Genomic DNA, 23,933 nt, shown 5'->3' with positions numbered 1-23,933 from the left:
ATTACATCATAACCACATCAAACTGCTCCGGGTTATAGAGCGGTTCAATCTGGACTTTAACCTGCTTACCGACAAAAATTTCCACTTCCGCCAGCGCGTGGGACTCTTCACCCTTCAGCGTTTCGGCCACGGAAGGAGAAGCGTACACCAGGAAGCGATCGGAATCATAAGCGTGATGCACGCGGACGATTTCACGCATAATTTCATAACACACCGTTTCAACGGTTTTCACCGTACCGCGGCCATGACAGGTCGGGCATTCGGTGCACAGCACGTGTTCAACACTTTCACGCGTGCGCTTACGGGTCATTTCTACCAGTCCCAGCGGCGAGAACCCGTTAACGCTGGTTTTGACGCGGTCTTTACTCAGCGCTTGTTCCAGCGAGTGCAGCACCCGGCGACGATGGTCTTCATTATTCATATCGATAAAGTCGATGATGATAATGCCGCCGAGGTTACGCAGGCGCAGCTGACGCGCAATCGCCTGGGTGGCTTCGATGTTGGTGTTGAAAATCGTGTCATCAAGATTACGGTGGCCGACAAAGGCCCCGGTATTGATGTCAACGGTGGTCATCGCTTCGGTCTGATCAATAACCAGATAGCCACCTGATTTGAGTTCAACCTTACGCTCCAGCGCACGCTGGATTTCATTCTCAACGTCGAAGAGATCAAAGATAGGCTGGCGACCGCTGTAGTGCTCAAGCTTACTGGTCATTTCAGGCATATATTCAGCCGTGAATTCCATTAACGCTTCGTAGGTCAAACGGGAATCAACGCGAATTTTATCCAGCTGGGCGTCAGCAAAGTCGCGGAGCACACGCTGCGCCAGCGCCAGTTCACCGTACATCTGGTAGCGAGTCTGTGGGCGCTTCTTACGCTCCATGACCTTGGTCCAGACGCGCTTAAGGTAGGCGGCGTCAGAGGCTAAATCCTCTTCACACACCCCTTCTGCAGCGGTACGAATGATAAAGCCGCCCTGCTCATCGCAATAATCCGCAACCACTTTCTTTAAGCGGTCACGCTCGGCTTCACTTTCAATACGCTGCGACACGCCGACGTGCGAGGCGCCGGGCATAAAGACCAGATAGCGGGAAGGTAGGGTGATGTCGGTGGTCAGACGCGCGCCTTTGGTTCCCAGGGGATCTTTCACCACCTGAACCATCAGGTCCTGGCCCTGACGCACCAGTTCAGAAATATCGCGGACGGTGAACTGCTTTTGCTCTTCACCCGCCACGCATTCGGTATGCGGCATGATATCGGAGGCGTGAAGGAACGCCGCCTTATCGAGACCAATATCTACAAAAGCCGCCTGCATACCCGGTAAGACACGACTAACACGACCTTTGTAGATATTGCCTACTATCCCGCGTCGCGCTTCACGCTCAATATGAATTTCCTGTAAAATGCCGCCATCGATATACGCCACTCGCGTCTCCGATGGCGTCACGTTCACTAATAGTTCAGCCGTCATGTGTATCCCTTTTTTCACGTAGCGAGTTAAAGTTACTCAGCAACTCATACGTTTCCACCAGCGGTAAGCCGACTACGGCGTGATAGCTGCCATTTATCTTCCTGACGAAACAGCCACCCAGCCCTTGAATACCGTATGCACCTGCTTTATCTAAAGGTTCGCCGCTCGCAACATAGTCTGCAATGTCTTCCTCGGACAGCGTCCGGAAGGTCACGTCAGTCATCACCAGACAGTCGAGCGTGTGCTGGCTATCAGCCAGCGCAACGGCGGTCATCACCTGATGGGTTTTTCCTGATAGCTTACGCAGCATCGCTGCCGCATGAGCCGTATCGCGCGGTTTCTCCAGCACTTCACCGTTGAGGACAACAATCGTATCAGCCCCGAGAACAGGAAGGTCGAGGCGAGTTAACGCAACGCCTGCCTGCGCTTTCTCTCGCGCCAGGCGCGCCACGTACTGCTGCGCCGGCTCTTGTGGGCGACGCTGCTCTTCAATGCCGGGAACCACTTTCTCAAACGTCATGCCTAGCTGAGTGAGAAGTTCCTGACGACGCGGGGAACCTGAAGCAAGATAGAGAGATACCATAACGACCTTATTGAACGGCAAATTGCTGGCGAACTTTCCGCATCAGAAGAAATATCCACGGCCAGAGCACGCCGTTTACTACACTACTCCAGAACACTTCAGGTCGGAAAGAGACGTTGATCACTAAAAACTCTGCCCAGAAAACAATAATATCCGTCGCGAGCGAGAGCAGCATAACCACCAGCGCCTGTTGCCAGAGCGCCAGGTTGCGGAACAGCTGATACTTCAGCGCCACCAGATACGCCACGATGCTCAACGACAGCGCACGCACGCCAAGCGTTGAACCACTGATGAGATCCAGTATGGCACCCATCACGAGGCCCGTGCCAACATTCACGCGATGCGGCAGCGCCAGTGACCAGTAAAGCAGGATGAGCAGTACCCAGTTTGGCCGGAAAACGATCAGGTCGTCCGGCCAGGGCATAACCTGTAGCAGCAGTGCGATAAGAAACGAGAGCCAGATTACCCAGCGTCCCTGGCTACGGTAACTTGCCACTATTGCCCCCCTGCGGAGGGTTGCGGTGGCGGCGTACCCGCAGGCGGCGTGGTTAACCCGGTTGCCGGAGCGGGAAGCTGCGGCCCCATGGTTTCAGGAGACGGCAGCACCTGAGGCATCATCTGCATCAGACGTTCGTTGGCGACGCGATGCACCTCTTCCGGTGTCATCGGGTTGGTCCCGTTTCGATCCGCGCCCCACAGCAGCAGCAGATAGCGTAAACGCTGCAGACCCGCCGTTGGACGAGCCTGAATCACCGTGTACGCGCGCTGCGTATCCAGCTTAACAGACGAGACGACGCCAACCGGATAGCCTTCCGGGAAACGCCCGCCCAGGCCGGATGTTACCAGCACATCACCCACACGAATGTCGGTATTGGCCGGCAGATGCTCCAGCTGTAGATCGTCCGTGCAGCCGTTACCGGCGGCAATCACGCGAATATCGTTACGCAGAACCTGAATCGGCAGCGCGTGGGTGGCATCACAAATCAGCAGCACGCGGCTGGTGAGCTTCGCGACAGCCACAACCTGACCCACAACGCCTTTATCGCTGATCACCGGCTGGCCTTCGTAAACGCCGTTCACGCTGCCTTTGTCGATAACCACCTGGTCGCTGTAGGGATCGTTAACCGTTGAGATCACCTGCGTCACCATTTTCTGTTCGTCCTGGCGCAGCGGTGAACCTAACAGTTCACGTAAACGGGCATTTTCTTGCTTGTACTGACCAAGCATCAGCAGGTCGCTGTTTTTCAGCAGCAGTTCCTGACGCAGTGCACGGTTTTCGAGTTCGAGCTGATCGCGTGAAGCCAGCGTTTGCGAGACGCTATCGAGCAGTTCACGAGGACCATTAGAAACAAAGTAGAAAGGACTGACGGCAGTATCCATGTACGTTCGGATTTGACTGAACATACCGAGGCGGCTGTCGGCGATAATGACACCCAGCGCCACCAGCACCGCCAGAATAAGGCGAATCTGCAGCGACGGGCCACGGCTAAAAATGGGCTTCATAGGCTATGCGTATTCTCGTGTCAGTGAAATTGAGGGTAGCCTTCTGGCTACCCTGAACCTCATGCTGACTACTCTTCGCTAAACAAGTCGCCGCCGTGCATATCGATCATTTCCAGCGCCTTGCCGCCGCCACGCGCTACGCAGGTCAGCGGATCTTCAGCAACGACAACTGGAATACCGGTCTCTTCCATTAACAGGCGGTCAAGGTTGCGCAGCAGCGCGCCACCACCGGTCAGAACCATACCGCGCTCGGAGATGTCAGAAGCCAGCTCTGGTGGGCACTGTTCCAGTGCAACCATTACTGCGCTCACGATGCCGGTCAGCGGCTCCTGCAGCGCTTCGAGAATCTCGTTGGAGTTTAGCGTGAAGCCACGCGGAACGCCTTCTGCCAGGTTACGGCCACGCACTTCGATTTCACGCACTTCGTCACCCGGGTAAGCGGAGCCGATTTCATGCTTGATACGTTCTGCGGTTGCTTCACCAATCAGAGAGCCGTAGTTACGACGAACGTAGTTGATGATCGCTTCGTCGAAGCGGTCGCCACCGATACGCACAGAGGAGGAGTAAACCACGCCGTTCAGGGAGATAACGGCCACTTCAGTGGTACCACCACCGATATCCACAACCATGGAGCCGGTTGCTTCAGAAACCGGCAGGCCTGCACCAATTGCTGCAGCCATCGGTTCTTCAATCAGGAACACTTCACGAGCGCCAGCGCCTTGAGCAGATTCACGAATCGCACGGCGTTCAACCTGGGTTGCGCCAACCGGTACACAGACCAGTACACGCGGGCTTGGGCGCATAAAGCTGTTGCTGTGAACCTGTTTGATGAAGTGCTGGAGCATTTTTTCGGTCACGAAGAAGTCAGCGATAACGCCGTCTTTCATCGGACGAATAGCCGCGATGTTACCCGGCGTACGGCCCAGCATCTGTTTTGCGTCATGACCTACGGCAGCCACGCTTTTCGGTGAACCGGCACGATCCTGACGAATGGCGACCACGGAAGGCTCATTCAATACGATGCCTTGTCCTTTTACATAAATCAGGGTATTCGCGGTACCCAGGTCAATGGACAGGTCATTGGAAAACATGCCACGAAATTTTTTCAACATACTAAGGGATAATCCTGAAAGCTGGGGCGGAAGAATAAAATCCGCTTACTTTACCAACCACACGCAGCAGCGACAAGGCGCAAAAATCATCTGCAACGGTGAAAATTAGTGCAGTTCGTTACCTCTGTTACAAATCCAGCCTGAGTCCTTCAGTGCAGGGAGACTCACTGCCGCTCCATCCTGGATTTGTACCTGTCAAAGGTCGCCACATGCATGATGCGTCTTTTTTCCCAGCGAGCAGACATGCACACTCCCGGAAAAAACCGCGCGCGTTATTCTACGTGATAAACACGTTAAACAGCAGGTCAAACCGAATATCTTTGCGAATATTTTTTCACATTTGAGTCAAGTGGCTGGGAAGCGGCAAAAAAATCGCCCTGACCGCCGAAAACTCCGCATTTGGTCAGCTCCTGCCATTCGCCTCGACTGCGCACGCCCGCCGCGAAAACCTGTATCGACGTACCTTTACAGGCCTCTACCAGACTTTGTACCAACAGCTGGTTTTGACTGCGCTTTTCAATATTTCGCACCAGCACCGGATCTATCTTAATCAGCTCAACGTCGAGCTGCTTAATCCAGGTGGTGCTGACTAAGGCTAAACCTGCCTGCGTTACCGCGACCCGAACGCCTAATGCATGGATTAAACGGACGACTGGCTGTAAACGCGTCATATGTTGACAGACATCTACCTCTGCAAGTTCAAAAATAATCCGTCGGCGCTGCGATTTTTCACACTGCATCAAGGTATCGCGCAGCCAGCGCTGGAAACGCGGGCGAATCAGCGACTCAACCGTTACCTGAATGGCCAGGTTTTCCTCCGGCCAGAAACCGAGGAACGGGATCAGGCGGGTAATCTGCTGGCGGTCGTACTCTTCGCCGAGGCCAAACTCCAGTACCATCGGCAGGTATTCTGCGGCAATCACCTCTTCTTTACCGTCAAAGATACGGCACATCAGTTCGCGGTGGTGAACGCTACCATCGAGGTTGACCGCCGGTTTTTGATACAGGCGCGGGCCGCCACGGCTGAGCATCTGCTCAATCAGGGTGCGCCAGCGGACGTTGCCGCGCCCTTTCTCCGGCAACGAATCATCATAAATCGCCCAGCTGTTGCTGCCCTGCAGCACCGCATTACGCACGGCGGCTTCCGCGTGTTCCATCACCTGTTCGGTGGTCTGCCCGCTACGCCAGGCACAAATGCCAATGTGCATCATGTCATCGCGATCGAGGATTTTCGCCAACGGCAGTCCATCAATGGCTTTGAGCAGTTGCCCGGCGATGCTGTCAGCTTCTTTTAACGTACGGTGCGGCAGCAGAACGGTAAAGTCGCTGCGGCGATAGCGGGCCAGCAGCGCGCCGGGGTAGCGCATAATAAAGGTAGAGAGCAGGTTGATAAGGGTAAAGACATGCTCTTCTGCTGCCGCGCGGCCCCAATTTTCACGCAGGAAGTCGAAGTCCGGCAGACGGATCATCATCACGATACCGTGGGAGCCAACGTTTTCCTGGTCGTCGAGCAGCGTCGCCAGCTGGTTATCAAAGAACAGACGGTTGCTGAGGCCGGTTTTCGAATCCTGGGCCGCATAGGAGCGGATCAGCGTATCCAGACGGCTGCGCTGCTCGCCGGCAAACTGAATTTCCGAAAGCAGCATATCCAGCGCAGAGCTGGTGCGGGCAGGCCATTCATGAATATTACCTTTGGCTTTCGGCCCACGCTCGCCGTTTAGAATGCGAATAGAGCGCAACTCCAGCAGTTCCTCCCCGGCCAATTGTCGCCGTAGCCAGCGCACGGCGATAAATACCACCAGTACCATAAAGGCAATGGTGATGGTCAGCGGCGCGGTGGTCATCAACGAGCGAAAGTAGTTGGCCATCGGATCCTGATAGACCAGATGAATCTTCATGCCGGGATGCTTAAGCGACGGGACTTCCATTTCGCGGAATTGATAGTGGCTGCCAGCGGGCTGATAGCTGCTGGTACGACTATGGTGGAACAGCGCTTTGCCGTTGAGCGTGAAATCGATGCGCACGATATCGAGCGGCACCATGATCTCATCAAGCTGATGGTCGAGCTTGTCGAACGGCGTATTGACCAGGCGGTTATCCAGCACGGTCGCCACGGCCTGCACGCGATTGGCTATCTTGTACTGTATGCCGTTATAAAAACTCAGCGAGGAGCCGATTAACGTCACAAAGATGGTGAGCCCGGTTAAGAGCGTAAAAAAGGCTGAGAACTTCGTCGTTAATCGCATCCCTGTGTTAACTCCGTTGGTTAATCGTCCCCGATAAGTGTCGGGCGCCTGCGTCCGTGCATTACTATTAGAAGTAAGCACTAACATATCAAACCAGGGCGGCATACTACCAAACCTGGAGGATCTGGCAATTTATTGCGCCAAATCGCCAACAAATAATGATAAACGAGTATAGTCCCCGGTAACTTTTTTCACTATCAGTCCATGTAAGGAAGGGTTATGCAGGCACTCATCTTAGAACAGCAGGATGGCAAAACTATCGCCGCAGTGAAGGCCGTCGACGACAGCCTGCTGCCGCAGGGTAACGTTACCGTCGATATCCAGTGGTCCAGCCTGAACTATAAAGACGCGCTCGCCATCACCGGGAAAGGGAAAATCATCCGTAACTTCCCAATGGTGCCGGGCATCGACTTCGCCGGTACAGTTCATACCAGCGATGACGCGCGCTTTACCCCAGGCCAGCAGGTGCTGCTGACCGGCTGGGGCGTGGGCGAAAATCATTGGGGCGGTCTGTCCGAGCGCGCACGCGTCAACGGCGACTGGCTGGTTCCGCTGCCGGCAGGCCTTGATGGTCGTAAAGCTATGATCATCGGCACCGCAGGCTTCACCGCGATGCTGTGTGTAATGGCGCTGGAAGATGCAGGCGTACGTCCTGAAGACGGTGAAATCGTGGTGACCGGCGCTAGCGGCGGCGTGGGCAGTACCGCTATCGCCTTGCTGCATAAGCTGGGTTATCAGGTGGCGGCGGTGTCCGGTCGCGAAAGCACCCATAGCTACCTTCGCGCGCTGGGGGCAAACCGTATTCTGGGTCGCGATGAGTTCGCAGAAACCCGTCCGCTGGAAAAACAGATCTGGGCTGGTGCGGTCGATACCGTGGGCGAGAAAGTGCTGGCCAAAGTGCTGGCGCAGATGAACTACGGCGGTTGCGTGGCGGCCTGCGGCCTGGCCGGCGGTTTTGCGCTGCCAACCACCGTGATGCCGTTCATCCTGCGTAATGTACGCCTGCAGGGGGTGGATTCGGTGATGACCCCGGCAGCACGTCGCGCCGAAGCCTGGAAACGTCTGGTTACCGATTTGCCTGAATCCTTCTTCGCGCAGAGTGCAACAGAGATTAGCCTTGCTCAAGCACCTGAATTTGCGGATAAAATCATCTGCAATCAGATCCAGGGCCGCACCCTGGTCAAAATTGACTAAGCACTTATTTTTCAAGGCGCGCTCGCGTTAATTTGACTCCTCCGCCATGCTTAGCAAAAGCCTGCCGGAGGAAGTCATGAAAGCCCGTAAATTAACTGAAGCAGACGTCACCGCCGAGTCTGTTTTTATGCTCCAGCGCCGCCAGGTGCTGAAGATGCTTGGTATCAGCACCGCTGCTGCCTCACTTCCACTGCACGCCTCTAGCCTGACGGACTGGTTTAAAGGAAACGATCGCCCACCGGCGCCTTCCGGGCAGCCATTGACCTTCAGCAAGCCCGACGAATGGCAGAATAAACTGACGCTGACGCCAGAAAATAAAGTCACCGGCTACAACAACTTCTATGAGTTCGGCCTCGATAAAGCCGACCCTGCCGCGAACGCCGGAAGCCTGCCCGTAAATCCGTGGAAGCTAACCATTGGCGGCGAGGTGGCAAAACCGCTGACGCTCGATCATGACGATTTAACCAAACGCTTCCCGCTGGAACAACGTATCTACCGCATGCGCTGCGTGGAAGCCTGGTCAATGGTGGTACCGTGGATTGGTTTCCCGCTGCATAAGCTGCTCGCCGCCGTCGAACCCACCAGCAACGCGAAGTACGTGGCCTTTAAAACGCTCTACTCCCCAGAAAACATGCCTGGACAGAAGGACCGATTTATCGGCGGCGGCCTTGCCTATCCTTATATAGAAGGATTGCGTCTGGATGAAGCCATGAACCCGCTGACGCTTTTGACCGTCGGCGTTTATGGCAAAGCGCTGCCGCCGCAAAACGGTGCGCCGATTCGTCTGACCGTGCCGTGGAAGTACGGCTTTAAGGGAATTAAGTCGATTGTCAGCATTATGCTGACCCGCGAACGCCCAGATTCCACCTGGAATCTCGCAGCACCGGACGAATACGGCTTCTTTGCCAACGTGAACCCGCACGTTGATCACCCTCGCTGGTCACAGGCAACAGAGCGTTTTATCGGTTCCGGCGGCATTCTCGACGTGCAGCGTCAACCGACGCTACTGTTTAACGGCTATGCCGATGAGGTGGCTTCGCTCTATCGTGGGATGAATTTACGGGAGAATTTTTAATGCGTTTAACGGCGACACAAGTCACCTGGCTGAAGGTTTTCCTGCATCTTGCGGCATTTTTACCGTTTGTCTGGCTGTTCTGGGCCGTCTCTCAGGGACAGCTAAGCGCCGACCCGGTAAAGGACATTCAACATTTTACCGGTAGGATGACTCTGAAATTGCTGCTGGCGACCTTGTTGGTCGCCCCGCTGGCGCGCTACGCTAAACAACCGTTGCTGATTCGCACCCGCCGCCTGCTGGGATTATGGTGCTTTGCCTGGGCAACAATCCACCTCACCAGCTACAGCGTTCTGGAACTGGGTATTCACAATCTGTCGCTATTAGGTCAGGAAATTGTTACTCGCCCCTATCTTCTGCTGGGATTTGCCTGCTGGCTGATTTTATTGGCCCTGACGGTGACATCTACCCAAGCGATGCAGCGAAAATTAGGCCGACGCTGGCAGCTTTTGCATAACTTCGTCTATCTTGTGGCGATCCTCGCGCCGATACATTTCCTCTGGTCGGTAAAGATTATCTCACCACAACCGGTTATCTACGCGGCCATCGCGATCGTGCTTTTAGCCTGCCGTTATAAGAAGTTTCGCCAGTGGTGGCGCTAGTTTCGTGATATGTGCGGTTTACCGCAATTCTCTTATAGTCAGACGTTCTTTACACGATAGCAGTTGATAATCTTCCCTGATAAGACCAGTATTTAGCTGCCAAATGCTACGAAATAGTTATAATGTGCGACCTTGGTTTTCCTGACAGGGTTTTTACCCCCCTGAAAAGGTGACAATCGCGCATCGAAGGTATATTTTGTTTTTTACCCGAGAATTGCAGGAGATAGCAGCACAATGACTGACAAGTTTCGCATTTTGCTTTTGAACGGTCCGAACCTGAATATGTTAGGCACCCGTGAGCCAGAGAAGTACGGCACGCTGACGCTTTCCCAGATCGTAAGCCGCTTAACCGCGGAAGCTGAAACCCTGAACGTCACGCTCGACAGCCTGCAGTCCAACGCCGAGTACGTCCTCATCGACCGTATTCATCAGGCTAAAGACAATATTGACTATATCCTGATTAATCCGGCCGCGTTCACGCACACGAGCGTTGCCCTTCGCGATGCGTTGCTGGCGGTGAGCATCCCGTTTATCGAGATCCACCTGAGCAACGTTCATGCGCGCGAACCATTCCGCCATCATTCGTATCTGTCTGATATCGCTTCTGGCGTTATCTGCGGACTCGGCGCTGACGGCTATTCATACGCTTTACAGACGGCGGTAAAACGCCTGTCACAATCAAACTAAACAAAGAGTACGGAACCCACTCATGGATATTCGTAAGATTAAAAAACTGATCGAGCTGGTCGAAGAGTCTGGCATCAACGAACTGGAAATTTCTGAAGGTGAAGAGTCAGTGCGCATCAGCCGCTCAGCTCCAAACACCGGTATTCCAGTGATGCAGCAGGCCTACGCAGCACCTGTCATGCAAGCGCAAGCACCTGTTGCAGCAGCTGCACCAGCTGCAGCTGAAGCTCCGGCTAAAGCTGAAATCAGTGGTCACATCGTACGTTCCCCGATGGTTGGTACTTTCTATCGCACTCCAGGCCCGGATGCTAAAGCATTCGTGGAAGTTGGTCAGAAAGTTAACGTGGGCGACACCCTGTGCATCGTTGAAGCGATGAAAATGATGAACCAGATCGAAGCTGACAAAGCAGGGACTGTGAAAGCAATCCTGGTAGAAAGCGGTCAGCCAGTTGAATTTGACGAGCCTCTGGTCGTCATCGAGTAACGAGGCGAAGATGCTGGATAAAATTGTCATCGCCAACCGCGGCGAGATTGCACTGCGTATTCTTCGTGCCTGTAAAGAACTGGGCATCAAGACCGTCGCTGTGCACTCCACTGCGGACCGCGATTTAAAACACGTACTGCTGGCGGATGAAACGGTCTGTATTGGCCCGGCTCAGTCCGTAAAAAGCTATCTGAACATCCCGGCTATTATCAGCGCTGCTGAGATCACCGGGGCTGTTGCGATTCACCCAGGCTATGGCTTCCTCTCCGAGAACGCCAACTTTGCCGAGCAGGTTGAACGTTCCGGCTTTATCTTCATCGGCCCGAAAGCCGACACTATCCGCCTGATGGGCGACAAAGTGTCCGCGATCACCGCCATGAAGAAAGCGGGCGTACCAACCGTGCCGGGCTCTGACGGCCCGCTGGGCGAAGATATGGATGTTAACCGCGCGCATGCTAAACGCATCGGCTACCCGGTTATCATCAAAGCCTCTGGCGGCGGCGGCGGTCGCGGCATGCGCGTAGTGCGCAGTGACGCAGACCTGGCGCAGTCCATTGCCATGACCAAAGCGGAAGCCAAAGCAGCTTTCAGCAACGACATGGTTTACATGGAAAAATACCTGGAAAATCCTCGCCACGTCGAGATTCAGGTACTGGCTGACGGTCAGGGCAACGCTATCTATCTGGCTGAACGTGACTGCTCCATGCAGCGTCGTCACCAGAAAGTTGTCGAAGAAGCACCAGCACCGGGCATTACCCCGGAACTGCGTCGCTACATCGGCGAACGCTGCGCGAAAGCGTGCGTGGATATCGGCTACCGTGGCGCGGGTACTTTCGAGTTCCTGTTCGAAAACGGCGAGTTCTACTTCATTGAAATGAACACCCGTATCCAGGTAGAGCACCCGGTTACCGAGATGATCACCGGCGTTGACCTTATCAAAGAGCAGCTGCGTATCGCTGCCGGTCAGCCGCTGTCCATCAAGCAAGAAGAAGTCCATGTCCGTGGCCATGCGGTAGAATGCCGTATCAACGCCGAAGACCCAGACACCTTCCTGCCAAGCCCGGGTAAAATTACCCGCTTCCACGCGCCGGGCGGCTTTGGCGTTCGTTGGGAATCTCATATCTACGCTGGCTACACCGTACCACCGTACTATGACTCAATGATCGGCAAACTCATCTGCTACGGTGAGACCCGTGACGTGGCAATTGCTCGCATGAAGAATGCGCTGCAGGAACTGATCATCGACGGTATCAAAACCAACGTTGATCTGCAGATGCGTATCATGGCCGACGAGAACTTCCAGCATGGTGGTACCAACATCCACTATCTGGAGAAAAAACTCGGATTACAGGAAAAATAATCCTGTTATCGCAGCAAAAGGCCGGATTTTCCGGCCTTTTTTCTTTTTCTCTCCCCTCATCTTTGCCTTGCGGTACAATCCCCGCTTTCTTCATCCACAAGGGACAAAAAATGGACAAGCGTTTTGTTCAGGCCCATAAAGAGGCGCGCTGGGCGCTGTGGCTAACCCTTCTCTATCTTGCTGCGTGGTTAGCGTGTGCTTACTTACCTGACTCCACGCAGGGTATCTCCGGCCTGCCGCACTGGTTTGAAATGGCCTGCCTGCTGATGCCGCTGGTTTTTATTTTGCTGTGCTGGCTGATGGTCCGCTTTGTCTTCCGCGACATCCCGCTGGAGGATAAAGATGCAAACTGAGATTATCATCGTTCTCGTGCTTTACCTGTTCGTGGTGTTCGGCCTGTCGCTGTATGCCATGCGTAAGCGCAGCACGGGTTCCTTCCTCAGCGAATACTTCCTCGGCAGCCGCTCGATGGGCGGCTTTGTGCTGGCCATGACGTTGACGACGACCTACATCAGCGCCAGTTCCTTTATCGGTGGGCCGGGTGCCGCCTATAAATACGGGCTGGGCTGGGTACTGCTGGCGCTGATCCAGGTGCCGACAATCTGGCTGTCGCTGGGGGTACTCGGTAAGAAGTTCGCCATTCTGGCACGACGCTATAACGCCATTACCCTCAATGACATGCTGCAGGCGCGCTACCAAAACCGTGCGGTGGTATGGATTGCCAGTATCAGTCTGTTGGTGGCTTTCGTCGGAGCGATTGCGGTGCAGTTTATCGGCGGTGCGCGCCTGCTGGAGACGGCGGCGGGCATTAAGTATGAGAACGGTCTGCTGATCTTCGGCATTACCATTGCTCTGTACACCGCCTTCGGCGGCTTCCGCGCCAGCGTGCTTAATGACACGATGCAGGGCATGGTGATGCTGATTGGCACCATCGTGCTGCTGGTTGGCGTGGTGCATGCCGCAGGCGGGCTGCATAACGCAGTGGATACGCTGGAGCAGATTAACCCGCAGCTGGTCTCGCCGCACGGCGCAGATGACATCCTGACGCCGACCTTTATGACCTCCTTCTGGGTGCTGGTCTGCTTCGGGGTGATTGGCCTGCCGCATACCGCCGTTCGCTGTATCTCGTATAAAGACAGTAAGGCGGTGCATCGCGGGATTATCATCGGCACTATCGTTGTGGCGGTGCTGATGCTGGGGATGCATCTGGCAGGCGCGCTGGGCCGTGCCGTGCTGCCGCACCTGACCGTGCCGGATCTGGTGATCCCGACGCTGATGGTGCAGGTATTACCGCCATGGGCGGCTGGCCTGTTCCTTGCCGCGCCGATGGCCGCTATTATGTCGAACGTGAACGCCCACTTACTGCAAGCGTCGGCGACCATCATTAAAGATCTGTGGCTCAGCGCGAGCCCGACTAAAATTCGTAATGAGCACCGCATTAAGCGCATCTCCACCTGGACGACGCTGGTGCTCGGTATTCTGATGATGCTTGCCGCCTGGCGTCCGCCAGAGATGATTATCTGGCTGAACCTGCTCGCCTTTGGCGGGCTGGAAGCCGTATTCCTGTGGCCATTAGTGCTCGGCCTGTACTGGGAGCGTGCGAACGCTGCCGGGGCGCTAAGCGCGATGATTGTCGGCGGCGTACTGTACGCCGTATTGGCCACGTTTAACGTTCAGTACCTGGGCTTCCATCCAATTGTGCCCTCGTTACTGCTAAGTTTGCTGGCGTTTGTCGTCGGGAACCGTTTTGGTCAACCCGTCGTACAGGCTGCCGTCATTTCTTCTGATAAATAAAGAGTTTTGCCATGCCGTGGATCCAACTGAAACTGAACACAACCGGCGCCAATGCCGAAGATCTTAGCGATGCGCTGATGGAAGCCGGTTCGGTCTCCATTACCTTCCAGGATACGCATGACACGCCGGTCTTTGAGCCGCTGCCGGGTGAAACGCGTCTGTGGGGCGATACCGACGTTATCGGCCTGTTCGACGCAGAAACCGACATGAAAGAAGTGGTTGCCATCCTGGAGCAGCATCCGCTGCTGGGCGAAGGTTTTGCCCACAAGATTGAGCAGCTAGAGGATAAAGACTGGGAGCGCGAGTGGATGGATAACTTCCACCCGATGCGTTTCGGCGAGCGTCTGTGGATCTGCCCAAGCTGGCGCGATGTGCCGGACGTTAACGCCGTTAACGTGATGCTCGATCCAGGCCTGGCCTTCGGTACCGGCACGCACCCAACCACCTCTCTGTGCCTGCAGTGGCTGGACGGGCTGGATTTAACCGGCAAGACGGTGATCGACTTCGGCTGTGGCTCCGGGATCCTCGCGATCGCCGCGCTGAAACTGGGCGCCGCCAAAGCGATCGGGATCGATATCGATCCGCAGGCGATTCAGGCCAGCCGCGACAACGCTCAGCGCAACGGCGTTTCCGAACGTCTGGAGCTGTATCTGCCGCAGGACCAGCCAGAAGCCATGAAAGCCGACGTGGTGGTCGCTAACATCCTGGCAGGCCCATTACGCGAGCTGGCACCGTTAATCAGCGTGCTGCCGGTTACAGGCGGCCTGCTGGGGCTTTCCGGTATCCTGGCAAGCCAGGCGGAAAGCGTCTGCGAAGCCTATGCCGACCTCTTTGACCTCGACGCCGTTGTTGAGAAAGAAGAGTGGTGTCGCATTACCGGGCAAAAAAAATAATCCTCTCACAATGCGGCCTGTAGGCCGCATTTTCTCCCTACCCGCTCTCCATTTCCCGCCATAAATGCGAGCAAGATCGCATTTCTTCCTTCATTTTTGTTCACTAAATCATCGAGTTAGTCATCATCTCACCGCCATTACGTAAGAAATCACGAGAAGTTTTATGATTTTCTCAATGAGCACAAATCACCCACTTAGACTTAATAGCATGATTAATATAAATATTTATCTTTGATTCGTTCTCAAGGCTGAGATTCATTGATCTACAACATCTGATTGCTCAAAGTTTGGCCTTTCATCTCGTGCAAAAAATGCGTAATATACGCCGCCTTGCAGTCACAGTATGGTCATTTCTTAACTCATGCGTATCGGACAACACCAGCTCAGAAATCGACTGATCGCAGCGCCAATGGCTGGCATTACTGACAGACCATTCCGGACGTTGTGTTACGAGATGGGAGCCGGATTAACCGTATCCGAGATGATGTCCTCTAACCCGCAGGTCTGGGAGAGCGATAAATCTCGCTTACGTATGGTGCACGTTGATGAACCAGGAATTCGAACCGTGCAAATCGCCGGTAGCGATCCTGAAGAGATGGCCGGAGCCGCCCGCATTAATGTGGAAAGCGGTGCCCAGATTATTGATATCAATATGGGCTGTCCGGCAAAAAAGGTGAATCGCAAGCTCGCAGGCTCAGCCCTACTGCAATACCCGGATCAGGTGAAGGCTATCCTGAACGCGGTTGTAAAGGCGGTGGACGTTCCTGTCACACTCAAGATTCGCACTGGCTGGGCTCCGGAACACCGTAACTGTATAGAGATTGCCCAACTGGCCGAAGACTGTGGCATTCAGGCCCTGACCATTCATGGACGCACACGCGCCTGTTTGTTCAATGGTGAAGCTGAATATGACAGCATTCGGGCAGTTAAGCAGAAAGTTTCCATTCCGGTTATCGCGAATGGTGACATTACTGACCCGCTTAAAGCCAGAGCTGTACTCGACTATACGGGGGCTGATGCCCTGATGATAGGCCGTGCCGCTCAGGGAAGACCCTGGATCTTTCGGGAAATCCAGCATTATCTGGACACTGGGGAGCTGCTTGCCCCACTGCCACTGGCAGAGGTTAAGCGCTTGCTTTGTGCGCATGTTCGGGAACTGCATGACTTTTATGGTCAGGCAAAAGGGTACCGAATTGCGCGTAAACACGTATCCTGGTATCTCCAGGAACACGCTCCAAATGACCAGTTTCGGCGCACATTCAACGCCATAGAGGATGCCAGCGTACAGCTGGAGGCGTTGGAGGCATACTTCGAAAATCTTGCGTAATGAAATAAAGAGCTGACAGAACTATGTTCGAACAACGCGTAAATTCTGACGTACTGACCGTTTCTACCGTTAACTCTCAGGATCAGGTAACCCAAAAACCCCTGCGTGACTCGGTTAAACAGGCACTGAAGAACTATTTTGCTCAATTGAATGGTCAGGACGTTAATGACCTGTATGAGCTGGTACTGGCTGAAGTAGAACAGCCCCTGTTGGACATGGTGATGCAATACACCCGTGGTAACCAGACCCGCGCAGCCCTGATGATGGGCATCAACCGCGGTACTCTGCGTAAGAAACTGAAAAAATACGGCATGAACTGATACTAATCAGTTAATTGCTTGATTTTGAAGGCGCTACTCGGCATGGGGAAGCGCCTTTTTTATTGCCTGTTTTACGCCTCAGCGTAGACGATGCGGTAGCCCTGAGCCTCTGGTATCACCCGCGCAAAGCCTGACCCACCAAAGTGCATCCCCGCCACCAGCCACTTTTCCGCAGCAGCCTGCGCCAGAATACGTTTACGCGATGCTTCCGCCTGTTCGCCATCAATATCGAAAGCGATACTCACCTCAGGATGCGCGGTCTGAATATAGGGGAAATGGACAATATCGCCCCAGATAATCAGGCTGGCCTCCGGAGTATCCATTCTGAAGCCCGTATGCCCCGGCGTGTGTCCAGGCAAAGGGACAGGATGAATTCCCTCGATAATCGGCGCATCACTCAACAAGTGCACACGCTCGCCGTAGGCCGCGAGCGTTTGACGCGCACGAGTAAAGTTACGCTGCTGACGTTCATTGGCCTGCGCAAATCGCGCATCGTCCAGCCAGAATGCCTTCTCAAGCGGATGTAGATAGAGTTCGGCGTTGGGATAAACCATCAGGCCCTCCTCGTCCAGCAAGCCCCCCAGATGGTCAGGATGGGCATGGGTCAGCAACACCGTATCCACCGCTTCAGGCTGGACACCTGCACCCTGTAAATTAGCTTTCAGCTGCCCACCCACGTTATTGACCCCACCCGTTCCAGAATCCACCAGAATCATTCGGCCGCGCCCGCGGATAAGATAACCGTAGATATGCAGATTTCCAGGGTCGGTAATCCCTGCCTGGCGCTGGATCTCCCCGGCTTCTGTCGTGCTAATACCGGACAGGAGTTCAAGACTCGCTGCCATATTATCGTCGCTGAGCGGCGTCACCAGAAAGTCGCCAATCTGACGGGAAATCACGTTCATAAACAACTCGTTACGGGGATGATGAGTAGAAGAATAAGATGACAGAAGCTGAAAGCAGAGGACAGCGGAAGCAGAGCCAGATGAATTATCTTCAGGCTTCCCTGCCTGAAAGGACGGGCGGTTACTGATTAACGACCAGCGCAGGCCGGGTAGCCCACAGACTTTGGGCGCAGATGGTTGCCATAATATTGTCGACCAGTAGCGGAGCCTGCTGGTAGAGATCGAACGGCTGAGGGCTCATTAGCCAGTTTTTGATAATACCGCTAAATGCGCTATGTAATACGATCAATACAATCTCAATATTTGTATCAACGGGTAATATTCTGTTACGTACGCAGGACTGCAATATATTTCTTATGGCATCGTAGCTAAAACCTATCTTCCCTCGGATTTCATGCTCCGGTATCATATCGCTGCCAAATTCACACTTATGATACAAAATCTGCATCAAGGCACGCTGACGTGGCGTTTCAGCAATATATTGCAAACCGACGACAAATTTATTTCTTAAGTTTAATAACGGATTGGCGCTATTTGTTTGTATCAATTTATGATGAATTAAATCACGCAGCGGAAGCTGTTCTTCCCACATCGCATTAAATAATTCGCTTTTACTGGCAAAATGCCAATAAACCGCGCCGCGTGTTATCCCTGCGGCATCAGCAATGTCGGTCAGCGTAGTGTTACTCACTCCCCGCTGCGCAAACTGCTCAATTGCCGAGTCAAGCAGCAACTGGCGCGTCTTGAGCGCCTCTTCTTTCGTTTTTCTGGCCATAGCCTGTGTCGCTTACCGCAGAATTTGCGGTGGATGGAAAATCAATTTAATTCAATTTACCATTGAGACTAGCCTTAATATTTACCAAAAAGTTTGATAAGTGCTGAAAATCAATAAATCCATTAAATGTATATTTAAATTAATTAACATTCATATTGTGAATATATTTTTTCTTTCCACCTCTGAGTAAATTCTCCAATCCTGCTTTTTTTGCGTTTCCGTGCCTTTGATGATTGTCCAAAAATAACTATCTCTTACATCCACCGATGTTTATTTGTAGGATAACGAACTGCTTTTTTTATTCACCCTTTCTTTCACAGATTTTTAGTCAAACCTGGCTATCAATCTATAAGGAACAGCAATGACGAGTCACGCCAGGGTTACACTTTTATCCAGCTTAATTATCTCTGCGGCATTACTTAGCGGCTGCGATAATTCTGGAAGCCAACAAGCGCATGCGCCAATGCCTCAGGTTACCGTTCACACCGTGAACAACGCGCCATTGTCCATCACCACAGAATTACCGGGTCGGACCTCCGCGTTTCGCGTTGCTGAAGTTCGCCCGCAGGTCAGCGGCATTATTCTCAAACGCAACTTTGTCGAAGGTAGCGACGTAGAAGCTGGACAATCTCTTTATCAAATTGACCCGGCAACCTACCAGGCAGCCTATGACAGCGCCAAGGGCGACCAGACCAAAGCGGAAGCCGCCGCGGTTATCGCTCACCTGACGGTGAAGCGCTATGTCCCTCTGTTGGGCACCCAGTACATCAGTCAGCAGGACTATGACCAGGCGGTCGCTACCGCACGTCAGGCCGATGCCGATGTCATGGCAGCAAAAGCAGCCGTAGAGAGCGCCCGCATTAATCTGGCCTACACCAAAGTCACCTCACCGATTACCGGTCGTATCGGTAAATCCAGCGTCACCGAAGGCGCTCTGGTAACCAACGGCCAGTCTGATGCCCTGGCCACGGTGCAGCAACTTGACCCTATCTACGTTGATGTAACCCAATCCAGCAGCGACTTTATGCGCCTCAAGCAAGAAAGTCTGCAGCAGGGCGGCGACGCGAAAAGCGTTCAGCTACTCATGGAAAACGGCCAACCTTACGCGCTGAAAGGTTCCCTACAGTTCTCCGACGTCACCGTCGATGAGAGCACCGGCTCCATCACCCTACGGGCGATTTTCCCGAACCCACAGCACGCGCTGCTACCGGGGATGTTCGTTCGCGCTCGCATTGATGAAGGCGTAAATCCAAACGCTATGCTGGTTCCGCAGCAGGGTGTGACCCGTACACCGCGTGGTGATGCAACGGTGCTATTGGTTAACGATAAGAACCAGGTGGAAACGCGTAGCGTGGTTGCGGCCCAGGCCGTTGGCGACCAGTGGCTGATTACCAGCGGCCTGAAAGCTGGCGACAAAGTCATCGTCAGCGGGCTGCAGAAAGTCCGTCCAGGCGCCACCGTGAAGGCTGAAGAGGATACCGCGGCTCCGGCTGCGCAATAAGGTACCGATTAAATGTCTAAGTTTTTTATCCATCGACCGGTGTTTGCCTGGGTTCTGGCCATCATCATGATGATTGCTGGCGGCCTGGCGATACTACAGCTGCCTATCGCCCAGTACCCGACGATTGCCCCGCCTGCGGTGGCTATTTCAGCGACCTATCCGGGCGCTGATGCGCAAACCGTACAGGATACCGTCACCCAGGTTATCGAACAGAACATGAACGGTATCGATAATCTGATGTACATGTCCTCCACCAGTGACTCGGCAGGTTCCGTGACCATCACCCTGACCTTTAAGTCAGGGACCGATCCGGATATTGCCCAGGTGCAGGTGCAGAACAAGCTCTCTCTGGCAACGCCGCTACTGCCGCAGGAAGTACAGCAGCAGGGTATCAGCGTCGAGAAGTCGAGCAGCAGCTTCCTGATGGTGGCCGGGTTTATCTCTGATAACCCAACGACCGTACAGGACGATATTTCTGACTATATCGCTTCTAACGTTAAGGACCCTATTAGTCGCCTGAACGGTGTGGGCGACGTGCAGCTCTTTGGTGCGCAATATGCGATGCGTATCTGGCTCGACGGCAACCTGCTGAACAAATACAGCCTGACGCCGGTGGACGTTATCAACCAACTGCAGGTACAGAACGATCAGATTGCGGCAGGCCAGCTGGGCGGTACGCCAGCGGTGAAAGGCCAGCAGTTGAACGCCTCTATTATTGCGCAAACGCGTCTGAAAGACCCGGTTGAGTTCGGTAAAGTGACCCTGCGCGTGAACGCCGATGGCTCGGTAGTGCATCTGAGCGACGTCGCGCGTATTGAGCTCGGCGGTGAAAACTACAACGTGGTTGCACGTATTAACGGCAAGCCGGCATCAGGTCTCGGGATCAAACTGGCGACCGGAGCGAACGCGCTGGATACCGCCAATGCGATCAAAGCCAAGCTCGCGGAGCTGCAGCCGTTCTTCCCGCAGGGGATGAAGGTGGTCTATCCGTACGACACCACGCCATTCGTCACCATCTCAATTCATGAAGTGATTAAGACGCTGTTTGAGGCGATTATTCTCGTCTTCCTCGTCATGTATCTGTTCCTGCAGAACATTCGCGCGACCCTGATCCCGACGATTGCGGTACCGGTGGTGCTTCTCGGAACCTTTGCCGTACTGTCGATGTTCGGCTACTCGATAAACACCCTAACCATGTTCGGGATGGTGCTCGCGATAGGCCTGCTCGTCGATGATGCCATCGTGGTGGTGGAAAACGTCGAGCGTGTGATGGTCGAGGAGAAGCTATCGCCCGTCGAGGCCACCGAGAAGTCGATGGAGCAGATCCAGGGTGCGCTGGTTGGGATCGCGATGGTGCTGTCGGCGGTATTCGTACCGATGGCCTTCTTCGGGGGCTCAACCGGGGCTATCTATCGCCAGTTCTCGATCACCATCGTTTCCGCCATGGCGCTGTCGGTACTGGTCGCCCTGATCCTCACCCCAGCGCTGTGCGCCACGCTGCTGAGACCCGCTTCTGCGGATCACTATGAGAAGAAAGGATTCTTCGGCTGGTTTAACAACAAATTTGATCAGAGCGTTAACCACTACACCAATAGCGTCAGCGGTATTCTGCGCGCTACCGGACGCTACCTGCTTATCTACCTGCTGATCGTGGTGGGGATGGCGGTACTGTTTATGCGCCTGCCAACTTCATTCCTGCCGGATGAAGACCAGGGCGTGTTCCTGACCATGGTACAGTTACCGGCTGGTGCGACGCAGGAGCGTACCCAGAAGGTGCTGGATACGGTGACCCACTACTACCTCAATAACGAAAAGGCGAACGTTGAGAGCGTCTTTACGGTTAACGGTTTTAGCTTCAGCGGCCAGGGACAGAACTCCGGTATGGCGTTCGTCAGTCTGAAACCGTGGGATGAACGTAGCGGCAATGAAAACAGCGCAGAGTCGGTCATCAAGCGTGCCACTATGGCCTTCAGTCAGATTAAAGATGCGATGGTCTTCCCGTTCAACATGCCGGCGATTATCGAGCTGGGTACGGCGACCGGGTTCGACTTTGAACTGATTGACCAGGGCAACCTTGGCCATACGGCACTGACTCAGGCGCGTAACCAGCTTCTTGGCATGGTACAGCAGCATCCGGATCAGCTGGTTCGTGTGCGTCCAAACGGCCTCGAAGATACCGCGCAGTTCAAACTCGATGTCGATCAGGAAAAAGCGCAGGCGCTGGGCGTTTCGCTGTCTGACATCAACGAGACTATTTCTGCGGCGTTGGGCGGCTACTACGTAAATGACTTTATCGACCACGGTCGCGTGAAGAAGGTCTACGTTCAGGCAGACGCGAAATTCCGCATGCTGCCAAGCGACGTCAACAACATGTACGTGCGCAGCTCAAACGGTGAGATGGTGCCATTCTCTGCCTTTGTCACTTCACGCTGGGTGTATGGCTCTCCGCGTCTGGAACGCTATAACGGTCTGCCATCCATGGAGATCCTCGGTGAAGCGGCACCGGGTAAGAGTACCGGTGAGGCAATGACGCTGATGGAACAACTGGCCAGTAAGCTGCCTTCTGGCATCGGCTTTGACTGGACGGGAATGTCCTATCAGGAACGTCTGTCCGGCAATCAGGCTCCTGCACTGTATGCCATCTCTCTGATCGTCGTCTTCCTGTGTCTGGCAGCGCTTTATGAGAGCTGGTCGATTCCATTCTCCGTTATGCTGGTTGTTCCACTGGGCGTTGTCGGTGCGCTGCTGGCTGCCTCGTTGCGCGGCCTGAATAATGACGTTTACTTCCAGGTGGGTCTGTTGACCACCATCGGCCTATCGGCGAAGAACGCCATTCTGATCGTCGAGTTTGCTAAGGATCTGATGGATAAAGAGGGGAAAGGCATCATCGAAGCCACGCTTGAGGCATCACGTATGCGTCTGCGTCCGATTCTGATGACGTCTCTAGCCTTTATCCTCGGCGTCATGCCGCTGGTTATCAGCCACGGTGCGGGTAGCGGGGCCCAGAACGCCGTCGGTACCGGCGTAATGGGCGGGATGCTGACCGCCACACTACTGGCAATCTTCTTCGTGCCGGTATTCTTTGTAGTGGTCAGACGTCGCTTTACCAAACACTCTGAGTAGCACGATCACTCATGATAAAAGGCGCCTATGGGCGCCTTTCTTTTTACCGATTAGTCATGAAGATTAGTACAGCAAGCTCAATGCGTTAGACCACCACGCCATCAGTTACGCTGCGCTGCTCATCATTTCGTTATTTTCCTCTGCATCATTTCTACATAATCTCGCCATTTTCAGTCCCCCTTCTCCACGATATTTACGAACCACATAAATTGAGATAAATCCCCCTATCTATAGGCTATAGCGCAGGTGATAAAATAAGCCATTCCGTAATACGGCATATTTCTGGCGTAATGAAACGGATTATTTAGAGGCAACATCATGAAAAAATTTATTCTGGTGACACTGCTGGCAACGCTGCTCGCTGGCTGTGCGCATGATTCACCTTGTGTACCCGTTTATGACGATCAGGGCCGTCTGGTTCACACCAACACCTGTATGAAAGGTACCACTCAGGACAACTGGGAAACCGCAGGTGCTATCGCCGGTGGCGCAGCTGCTCTGGCAGGTCTGACATTGGGTATCGTTGCACTGACCAAATAACACAACGGCCAGAAGGCGCCCGCTTTCTGGCCCTTTCCCTTACTTATTGGCAGCGTCGAAATAGCATAGGCATAGCTTTTATTTCTAACCAACTCAGCCCCCACCTTTTAATTCCAGCCAGTAATCTAAATTACCAATCATAATAAAGAGATAGCGAGTAATGTCTTATTTTCAATACCGTGTTTATTTCGAAAGGGATACTTCAATGAGGCAGGAATACTTTTTATTGTAGGCCGGACGTACAGCAGCGACCCCGGGATGTTCACCGCACTTTCATTTTCCGCAGACGTAAAAAAGCCCATCCGTCAGGATGGGCTTTTTTACTTTAATTGATGTCTGGCAGTTCCCTACTCTCACATGGGGAGACCCCACACTACCATCGGCGATACGGCGTTTCACTTCTGAGTTCGGCATGGGGTCAGGTGGGACCACCGCGCTACA

At 53.9% G+C, this 23,933-nt stretch carries 22 protein-coding genes and 1 rRNA gene; 14 read left to right on the top strand and 9 right to left on the bottom strand.

Going from position 1 to position 23,933, the window contains the following annotated elements; all coding sequences use genetic code 11:
- Nucleotide 1: 1 nt before the first annotated feature.
- From rng to csrD, 6 genes are all read right to left on the bottom strand, one after another.
- Nucleotides 2-1,471, bottom strand: coding sequence for a ribonuclease G (gene rng / locus V6944_RS08390; RefSeq protein WP_064541745.1), 1,470 nt, complete (start codon nucleotides 1,469-1,471; stop codon nucleotides 2-4).
- Nucleotides 1,461-2,054: a Maf family protein gene (locus V6944_RS08385; RefSeq protein WP_333498634.1), complete on the bottom strand. Its 594-nt coding sequence runs from the start codon at nucleotides 2,052-2,054 to the stop codon at nucleotides 1,461-1,463. The genes rng and V6944_RS08385 overlap by 11 nt, the downstream gene beginning before the upstream one ends.
- Before the next feature lie 7 nt (nucleotides 2,055-2,061).
- Entirely contained in the window at nucleotides 2,062-2,550 is a 489-nt protein-coding gene (gene mreD, locus V6944_RS08380) for a rod shape-determining protein MreD (protein WP_185669794.1), read from the bottom strand.
- Nucleotides 2,550-3,557 (bottom strand): rod shape-determining protein MreC, encoded by a 1,008-nt coding sequence (gene mreC / locus V6944_RS08375; RefSeq protein ID WP_163446532.1) that lies wholly within the window; start codon nucleotides 3,555-3,557, stop codon nucleotides 2,550-2,552. Before mreC ends, mreD begins: the two co-directional genes overlap by 1 nt.
- Nucleotides 3,558-3,625: 68 nt before the next feature.
- Nucleotides 3,626-4,669 carry a rod shape-determining protein MreB gene (gene mreB / locus V6944_RS08370; RefSeq protein ID WP_000913396.1) on the bottom strand — a complete coding sequence of 348 codons (1,044 nt, stop codon included), beginning with the start codon at nucleotides 4,667-4,669 and terminating at the stop codon, nucleotides 3,626-3,628.
- A gap of 305 nt (nucleotides 4,670-4,974) precedes the next feature.
- The gene (gene csrD / locus V6944_RS08365) at nucleotides 4,975-6,915 is read right to left on the bottom strand and encodes an RNase E specificity factor CsrD (protein ID WP_333498633.1); all 1,941 of its coding nucleotides are present in this window, start codon (nucleotides 6,913-6,915) and stop codon (nucleotides 4,975-4,977) included.
- A gap of 219 nt (nucleotides 6,916-7,134) precedes the next feature.
- Between csrD and acuI the strand changes: the two genes are divergently transcribed.
- From acuI to fis, 11 genes are all read left to right on the top strand, one after another.
- Nucleotides 7,135-8,109 carry an acrylyl-CoA reductase (NADPH) gene (gene acuI, locus V6944_RS08360; RefSeq protein ID WP_333498632.1) on the top strand — a complete coding sequence of 325 codons (975 nt, stop codon included), beginning with the start codon at nucleotides 7,135-7,137 and terminating at the stop codon, nucleotides 8,107-8,109.
- Between the two features lie 76 nt (nucleotides 8,110-8,185).
- Nucleotides 8,186-9,184, top strand: coding sequence for a protein-methionine-sulfoxide reductase catalytic subunit MsrP (gene msrP / locus V6944_RS08355; protein ID WP_333498631.1), 999 nt, complete (start codon nucleotides 8,186-8,188; stop codon nucleotides 9,182-9,184).
- A complete protein-coding gene (msrQ, locus tag V6944_RS08350; RefSeq protein ID WP_333498630.1) occupies nucleotides 9,184-9,783 on the top strand; it encodes a protein-methionine-sulfoxide reductase heme-binding subunit MsrQ in 600 nt (199 codons plus the stop codon). Before msrP ends, msrQ begins: the two co-directional genes overlap by 1 nt.
- 234 nt (nucleotides 9,784-10,017) lie before the next feature.
- Complete coding sequence (aroQ, locus tag V6944_RS08345; RefSeq protein WP_035891225.1) at nucleotides 10,018-10,470, top strand: type II 3-dehydroquinate dehydratase; 453 nt, start codon at nucleotides 10,018-10,020, stop codon at nucleotides 10,468-10,470.
- 22 nt (nucleotides 10,471-10,492) lie between these two features.
- Entirely contained in the window at nucleotides 10,493-10,954 is a 462-nt protein-coding gene (accB, locus tag V6944_RS08340) for an acetyl-CoA carboxylase biotin carboxyl carrier protein (protein WP_185669788.1), read from the top strand.
- 10 nt (nucleotides 10,955-10,964) lie between these two features.
- Complete coding sequence (gene accC / locus V6944_RS08335) at nucleotides 10,965-12,314, top strand: acetyl-CoA carboxylase biotin carboxylase subunit (RefSeq protein ID WP_185669787.1); 1,350 nt, start codon at nucleotides 10,965-10,967, stop codon at nucleotides 12,312-12,314.
- A gap of 110 nt (nucleotides 12,315-12,424) precedes the next feature.
- The gene (locus V6944_RS08330) at nucleotides 12,425-12,667 is read left to right on the top strand and encodes a YhdT family protein (RefSeq protein ID WP_333498629.1); all 243 of its coding nucleotides are present in this window, start codon (nucleotides 12,425-12,427) and stop codon (nucleotides 12,665-12,667) included.
- Complete coding sequence (panF, locus tag V6944_RS08325; RefSeq protein ID WP_333498628.1) at nucleotides 12,657-14,108, top strand: sodium/pantothenate symporter; 1,452 nt, start codon at nucleotides 12,657-12,659, stop codon at nucleotides 14,106-14,108. Before V6944_RS08330 ends, panF begins: the two co-directional genes overlap by 11 nt.
- 11 nt (nucleotides 14,109-14,119) lie before the next feature.
- The gene (prmA, locus tag V6944_RS08320; protein ID WP_333498627.1) at nucleotides 14,120-15,001 is read left to right on the top strand and encodes a 50S ribosomal protein L11 methyltransferase; all 882 of its coding nucleotides are present in this window, start codon (nucleotides 14,120-14,122) and stop codon (nucleotides 14,999-15,001) included.
- Nucleotides 15,002-15,362: 361 nt separating this feature from the next.
- Nucleotides 15,363-16,328, top strand: a complete 966-nt coding sequence (gene dusB, locus V6944_RS08315; protein WP_333498626.1) for a tRNA dihydrouridine synthase DusB — start codon at nucleotides 15,363-15,365, stop codon at nucleotides 16,326-16,328.
- Between the two features lie 23 nt (nucleotides 16,329-16,351).
- The gene (gene fis / locus V6944_RS08310; RefSeq protein WP_000462905.1) at nucleotides 16,352-16,648 is read left to right on the top strand and encodes a DNA-binding transcriptional regulator Fis; all 297 of its coding nucleotides are present in this window, start codon (nucleotides 16,352-16,354) and stop codon (nucleotides 16,646-16,648) included.
- 71 nt (nucleotides 16,649-16,719) lie between these two features.
- On the opposite strand, the gene V6944_RS08305 is transcribed toward fis, so the two are convergent.
- Together V6944_RS08305 and envR are read right to left on the bottom strand one after the other, a co-directional pair.
- The gene (locus V6944_RS08305) at nucleotides 16,720-17,553 is read right to left on the bottom strand and encodes an MBL fold metallo-hydrolase (RefSeq protein ID WP_333498625.1); all 834 of its coding nucleotides are present in this window, start codon (nucleotides 17,551-17,553) and stop codon (nucleotides 16,720-16,722) included.
- A 121-nt stretch (nucleotides 17,554-17,674) separates the two neighbouring features.
- Nucleotides 17,675-18,328 carry an acrEF/envCD operon transcriptional regulator gene (gene envR, locus V6944_RS08300; RefSeq protein ID WP_333498624.1) on the bottom strand — a complete coding sequence of 218 codons (654 nt, stop codon included), beginning with the start codon at nucleotides 18,326-18,328 and terminating at the stop codon, nucleotides 17,675-17,677.
- Between the two features lie 361 nt (nucleotides 18,329-18,689).
- On the opposite strand from envR, the gene V6944_RS08295 reads away from it, so the two are divergent.
- The 3 genes from V6944_RS08295 (at nucleotide 18,690) to V6944_RS08285 (ending at nucleotide 23,492) form a co-directional block, all read left to right on the top strand.
- Nucleotides 18,690-19,829 carry an efflux RND transporter periplasmic adaptor subunit gene (locus tag V6944_RS08295; RefSeq protein ID WP_333498623.1) on the top strand — a complete coding sequence of 380 codons (1,140 nt, stop codon included), beginning with the start codon at nucleotides 18,690-18,692 and terminating at the stop codon, nucleotides 19,827-19,829.
- A gap of 12 nt (nucleotides 19,830-19,841) precedes the next feature.
- Complete coding sequence (locus V6944_RS08290) at nucleotides 19,842-22,952, top strand: efflux RND transporter permease subunit (RefSeq protein WP_333498622.1); 3,111 nt, start codon at nucleotides 19,842-19,844, stop codon at nucleotides 22,950-22,952.
- Between the two features lie 318 nt (nucleotides 22,953-23,270).
- Nucleotides 23,271-23,492, top strand: a complete 222-nt coding sequence (locus V6944_RS08285) for a lipoprotein (RefSeq protein ID WP_035891258.1) — start codon at nucleotides 23,271-23,273, stop codon at nucleotides 23,490-23,492.
- A 334-nt stretch (nucleotides 23,493-23,826) separates the two neighbouring features.
- Here the strand turns inward: V6944_RS08285 and rrf are convergent.
- Nucleotides 23,827-23,933: ribosomal RNA gene (gene rrf / locus V6944_RS08280) — 5S ribosomal RNA — on the bottom strand; the annotation flags it as partial.

Origin of the sequence: Kluyvera sp. CHPC 1.2972 (assembly GCF_036759925.1) — a bacterium.
Lineage (GTDB): Bacteria > Pseudomonadota > Gammaproteobacteria > Enterobacterales > Enterobacteriaceae > Kluyvera.
Note: the sequence above shows the minus strand (reverse complement) of the source record. Positions and strands in the feature narration are given on the sequence as shown.

What these genes read in the sequence shown, in the direction of transcription:
- rng (WP_064541745.1), bottom strand. Translation starts at nt 1,471, where the DNA reads ATGACGGCTGAACTATTAGTGAACGTGACGCCATCGGAGACGCGAGTG.
- V6944_RS08385 (WP_333498634.1), bottom strand. Translation starts at nt 2,054, where the DNA reads ATGGTATCTCTCTATCTTGCTTCAGGTTCCCCGCGTCGTCAGGAACTT.
- mreC (WP_163446532.1), bottom strand. Translation starts at nt 3,557, where the DNA reads ATGAAGCCCATTTTTAGCCGTGGCCCGTCGCTGCAGATTCGCCTTATT.
- mreB (WP_000913396.1), bottom strand. Translation starts at nt 4,669, where the DNA reads ATGTTGAAAAAATTTCGTGGCATGTTTTCCAATGACCTGTCCATTGAC.
- csrD (WP_333498633.1), bottom strand. Translation starts at nt 6,915, where the DNA reads ATGCGATTAACGACGAAGTTCTCAGCCTTTTTTACGCTCTTAACCGGG.
- acuI (WP_333498632.1), top strand. Translation starts at nt 7,135, where the DNA reads ATGCAGGCACTCATCTTAGAACAGCAGGATGGCAAAACTATCGCCGCA.
- msrP (WP_333498631.1), top strand. Translation starts at nt 8,186, where the DNA reads ATGAAAGCCCGTAAATTAACTGAAGCAGACGTCACCGCCGAGTCTGTT.
- msrQ (WP_333498630.1), top strand. Translation starts at nt 9,184, where the DNA reads ATGCGTTTAACGGCGACACAAGTCACCTGGCTGAAGGTTTTCCTGCAT.
- aroQ (WP_035891225.1), top strand. Translation starts at nt 10,018, where the DNA reads ATGACTGACAAGTTTCGCATTTTGCTTTTGAACGGTCCGAACCTGAAT.
- accB (WP_185669788.1), top strand. Translation starts at nt 10,493, where the DNA reads ATGGATATTCGTAAGATTAAAAAACTGATCGAGCTGGTCGAAGAGTCT.
- accC (WP_185669787.1), top strand. Translation starts at nt 10,965, where the DNA reads ATGCTGGATAAAATTGTCATCGCCAACCGCGGCGAGATTGCACTGCGT.
- V6944_RS08330 (WP_333498629.1), top strand. Translation starts at nt 12,425, where the DNA reads ATGGACAAGCGTTTTGTTCAGGCCCATAAAGAGGCGCGCTGGGCGCTG.
- panF (WP_333498628.1), top strand. Translation starts at nt 12,657, where the DNA reads ATGCAAACTGAGATTATCATCGTTCTCGTGCTTTACCTGTTCGTGGTG.
- prmA (WP_333498627.1), top strand. Translation starts at nt 14,120, where the DNA reads ATGCCGTGGATCCAACTGAAACTGAACACAACCGGCGCCAATGCCGAA.
- dusB (WP_333498626.1), top strand. Translation starts at nt 15,363, where the DNA reads ATGCGTATCGGACAACACCAGCTCAGAAATCGACTGATCGCAGCGCCA.
- fis (WP_000462905.1), top strand. Translation starts at nt 16,352, where the DNA reads ATGTTCGAACAACGCGTAAATTCTGACGTACTGACCGTTTCTACCGTT.
- V6944_RS08305 (WP_333498625.1), bottom strand. Translation starts at nt 17,553, where the DNA reads ATGAACGTGATTTCCCGTCAGATTGGCGACTTTCTGGTGACGCCGCTC.
- envR (WP_333498624.1), bottom strand. Translation starts at nt 18,328, where the DNA reads ATGGCCAGAAAAACGAAAGAAGAGGCGCTCAAGACGCGCCAGTTGCTG.
- V6944_RS08295 (WP_333498623.1), top strand. Translation starts at nt 18,690, where the DNA reads ATGACGAGTCACGCCAGGGTTACACTTTTATCCAGCTTAATTATCTCT.
- V6944_RS08290 (WP_333498622.1), top strand. Translation starts at nt 19,842, where the DNA reads ATGTCTAAGTTTTTTATCCATCGACCGGTGTTTGCCTGGGTTCTGGCC.
- V6944_RS08285 (WP_035891258.1), top strand. Translation starts at nt 23,271, where the DNA reads ATGAAAAAATTTATTCTGGTGACACTGCTGGCAACGCTGCTCGCTGGC.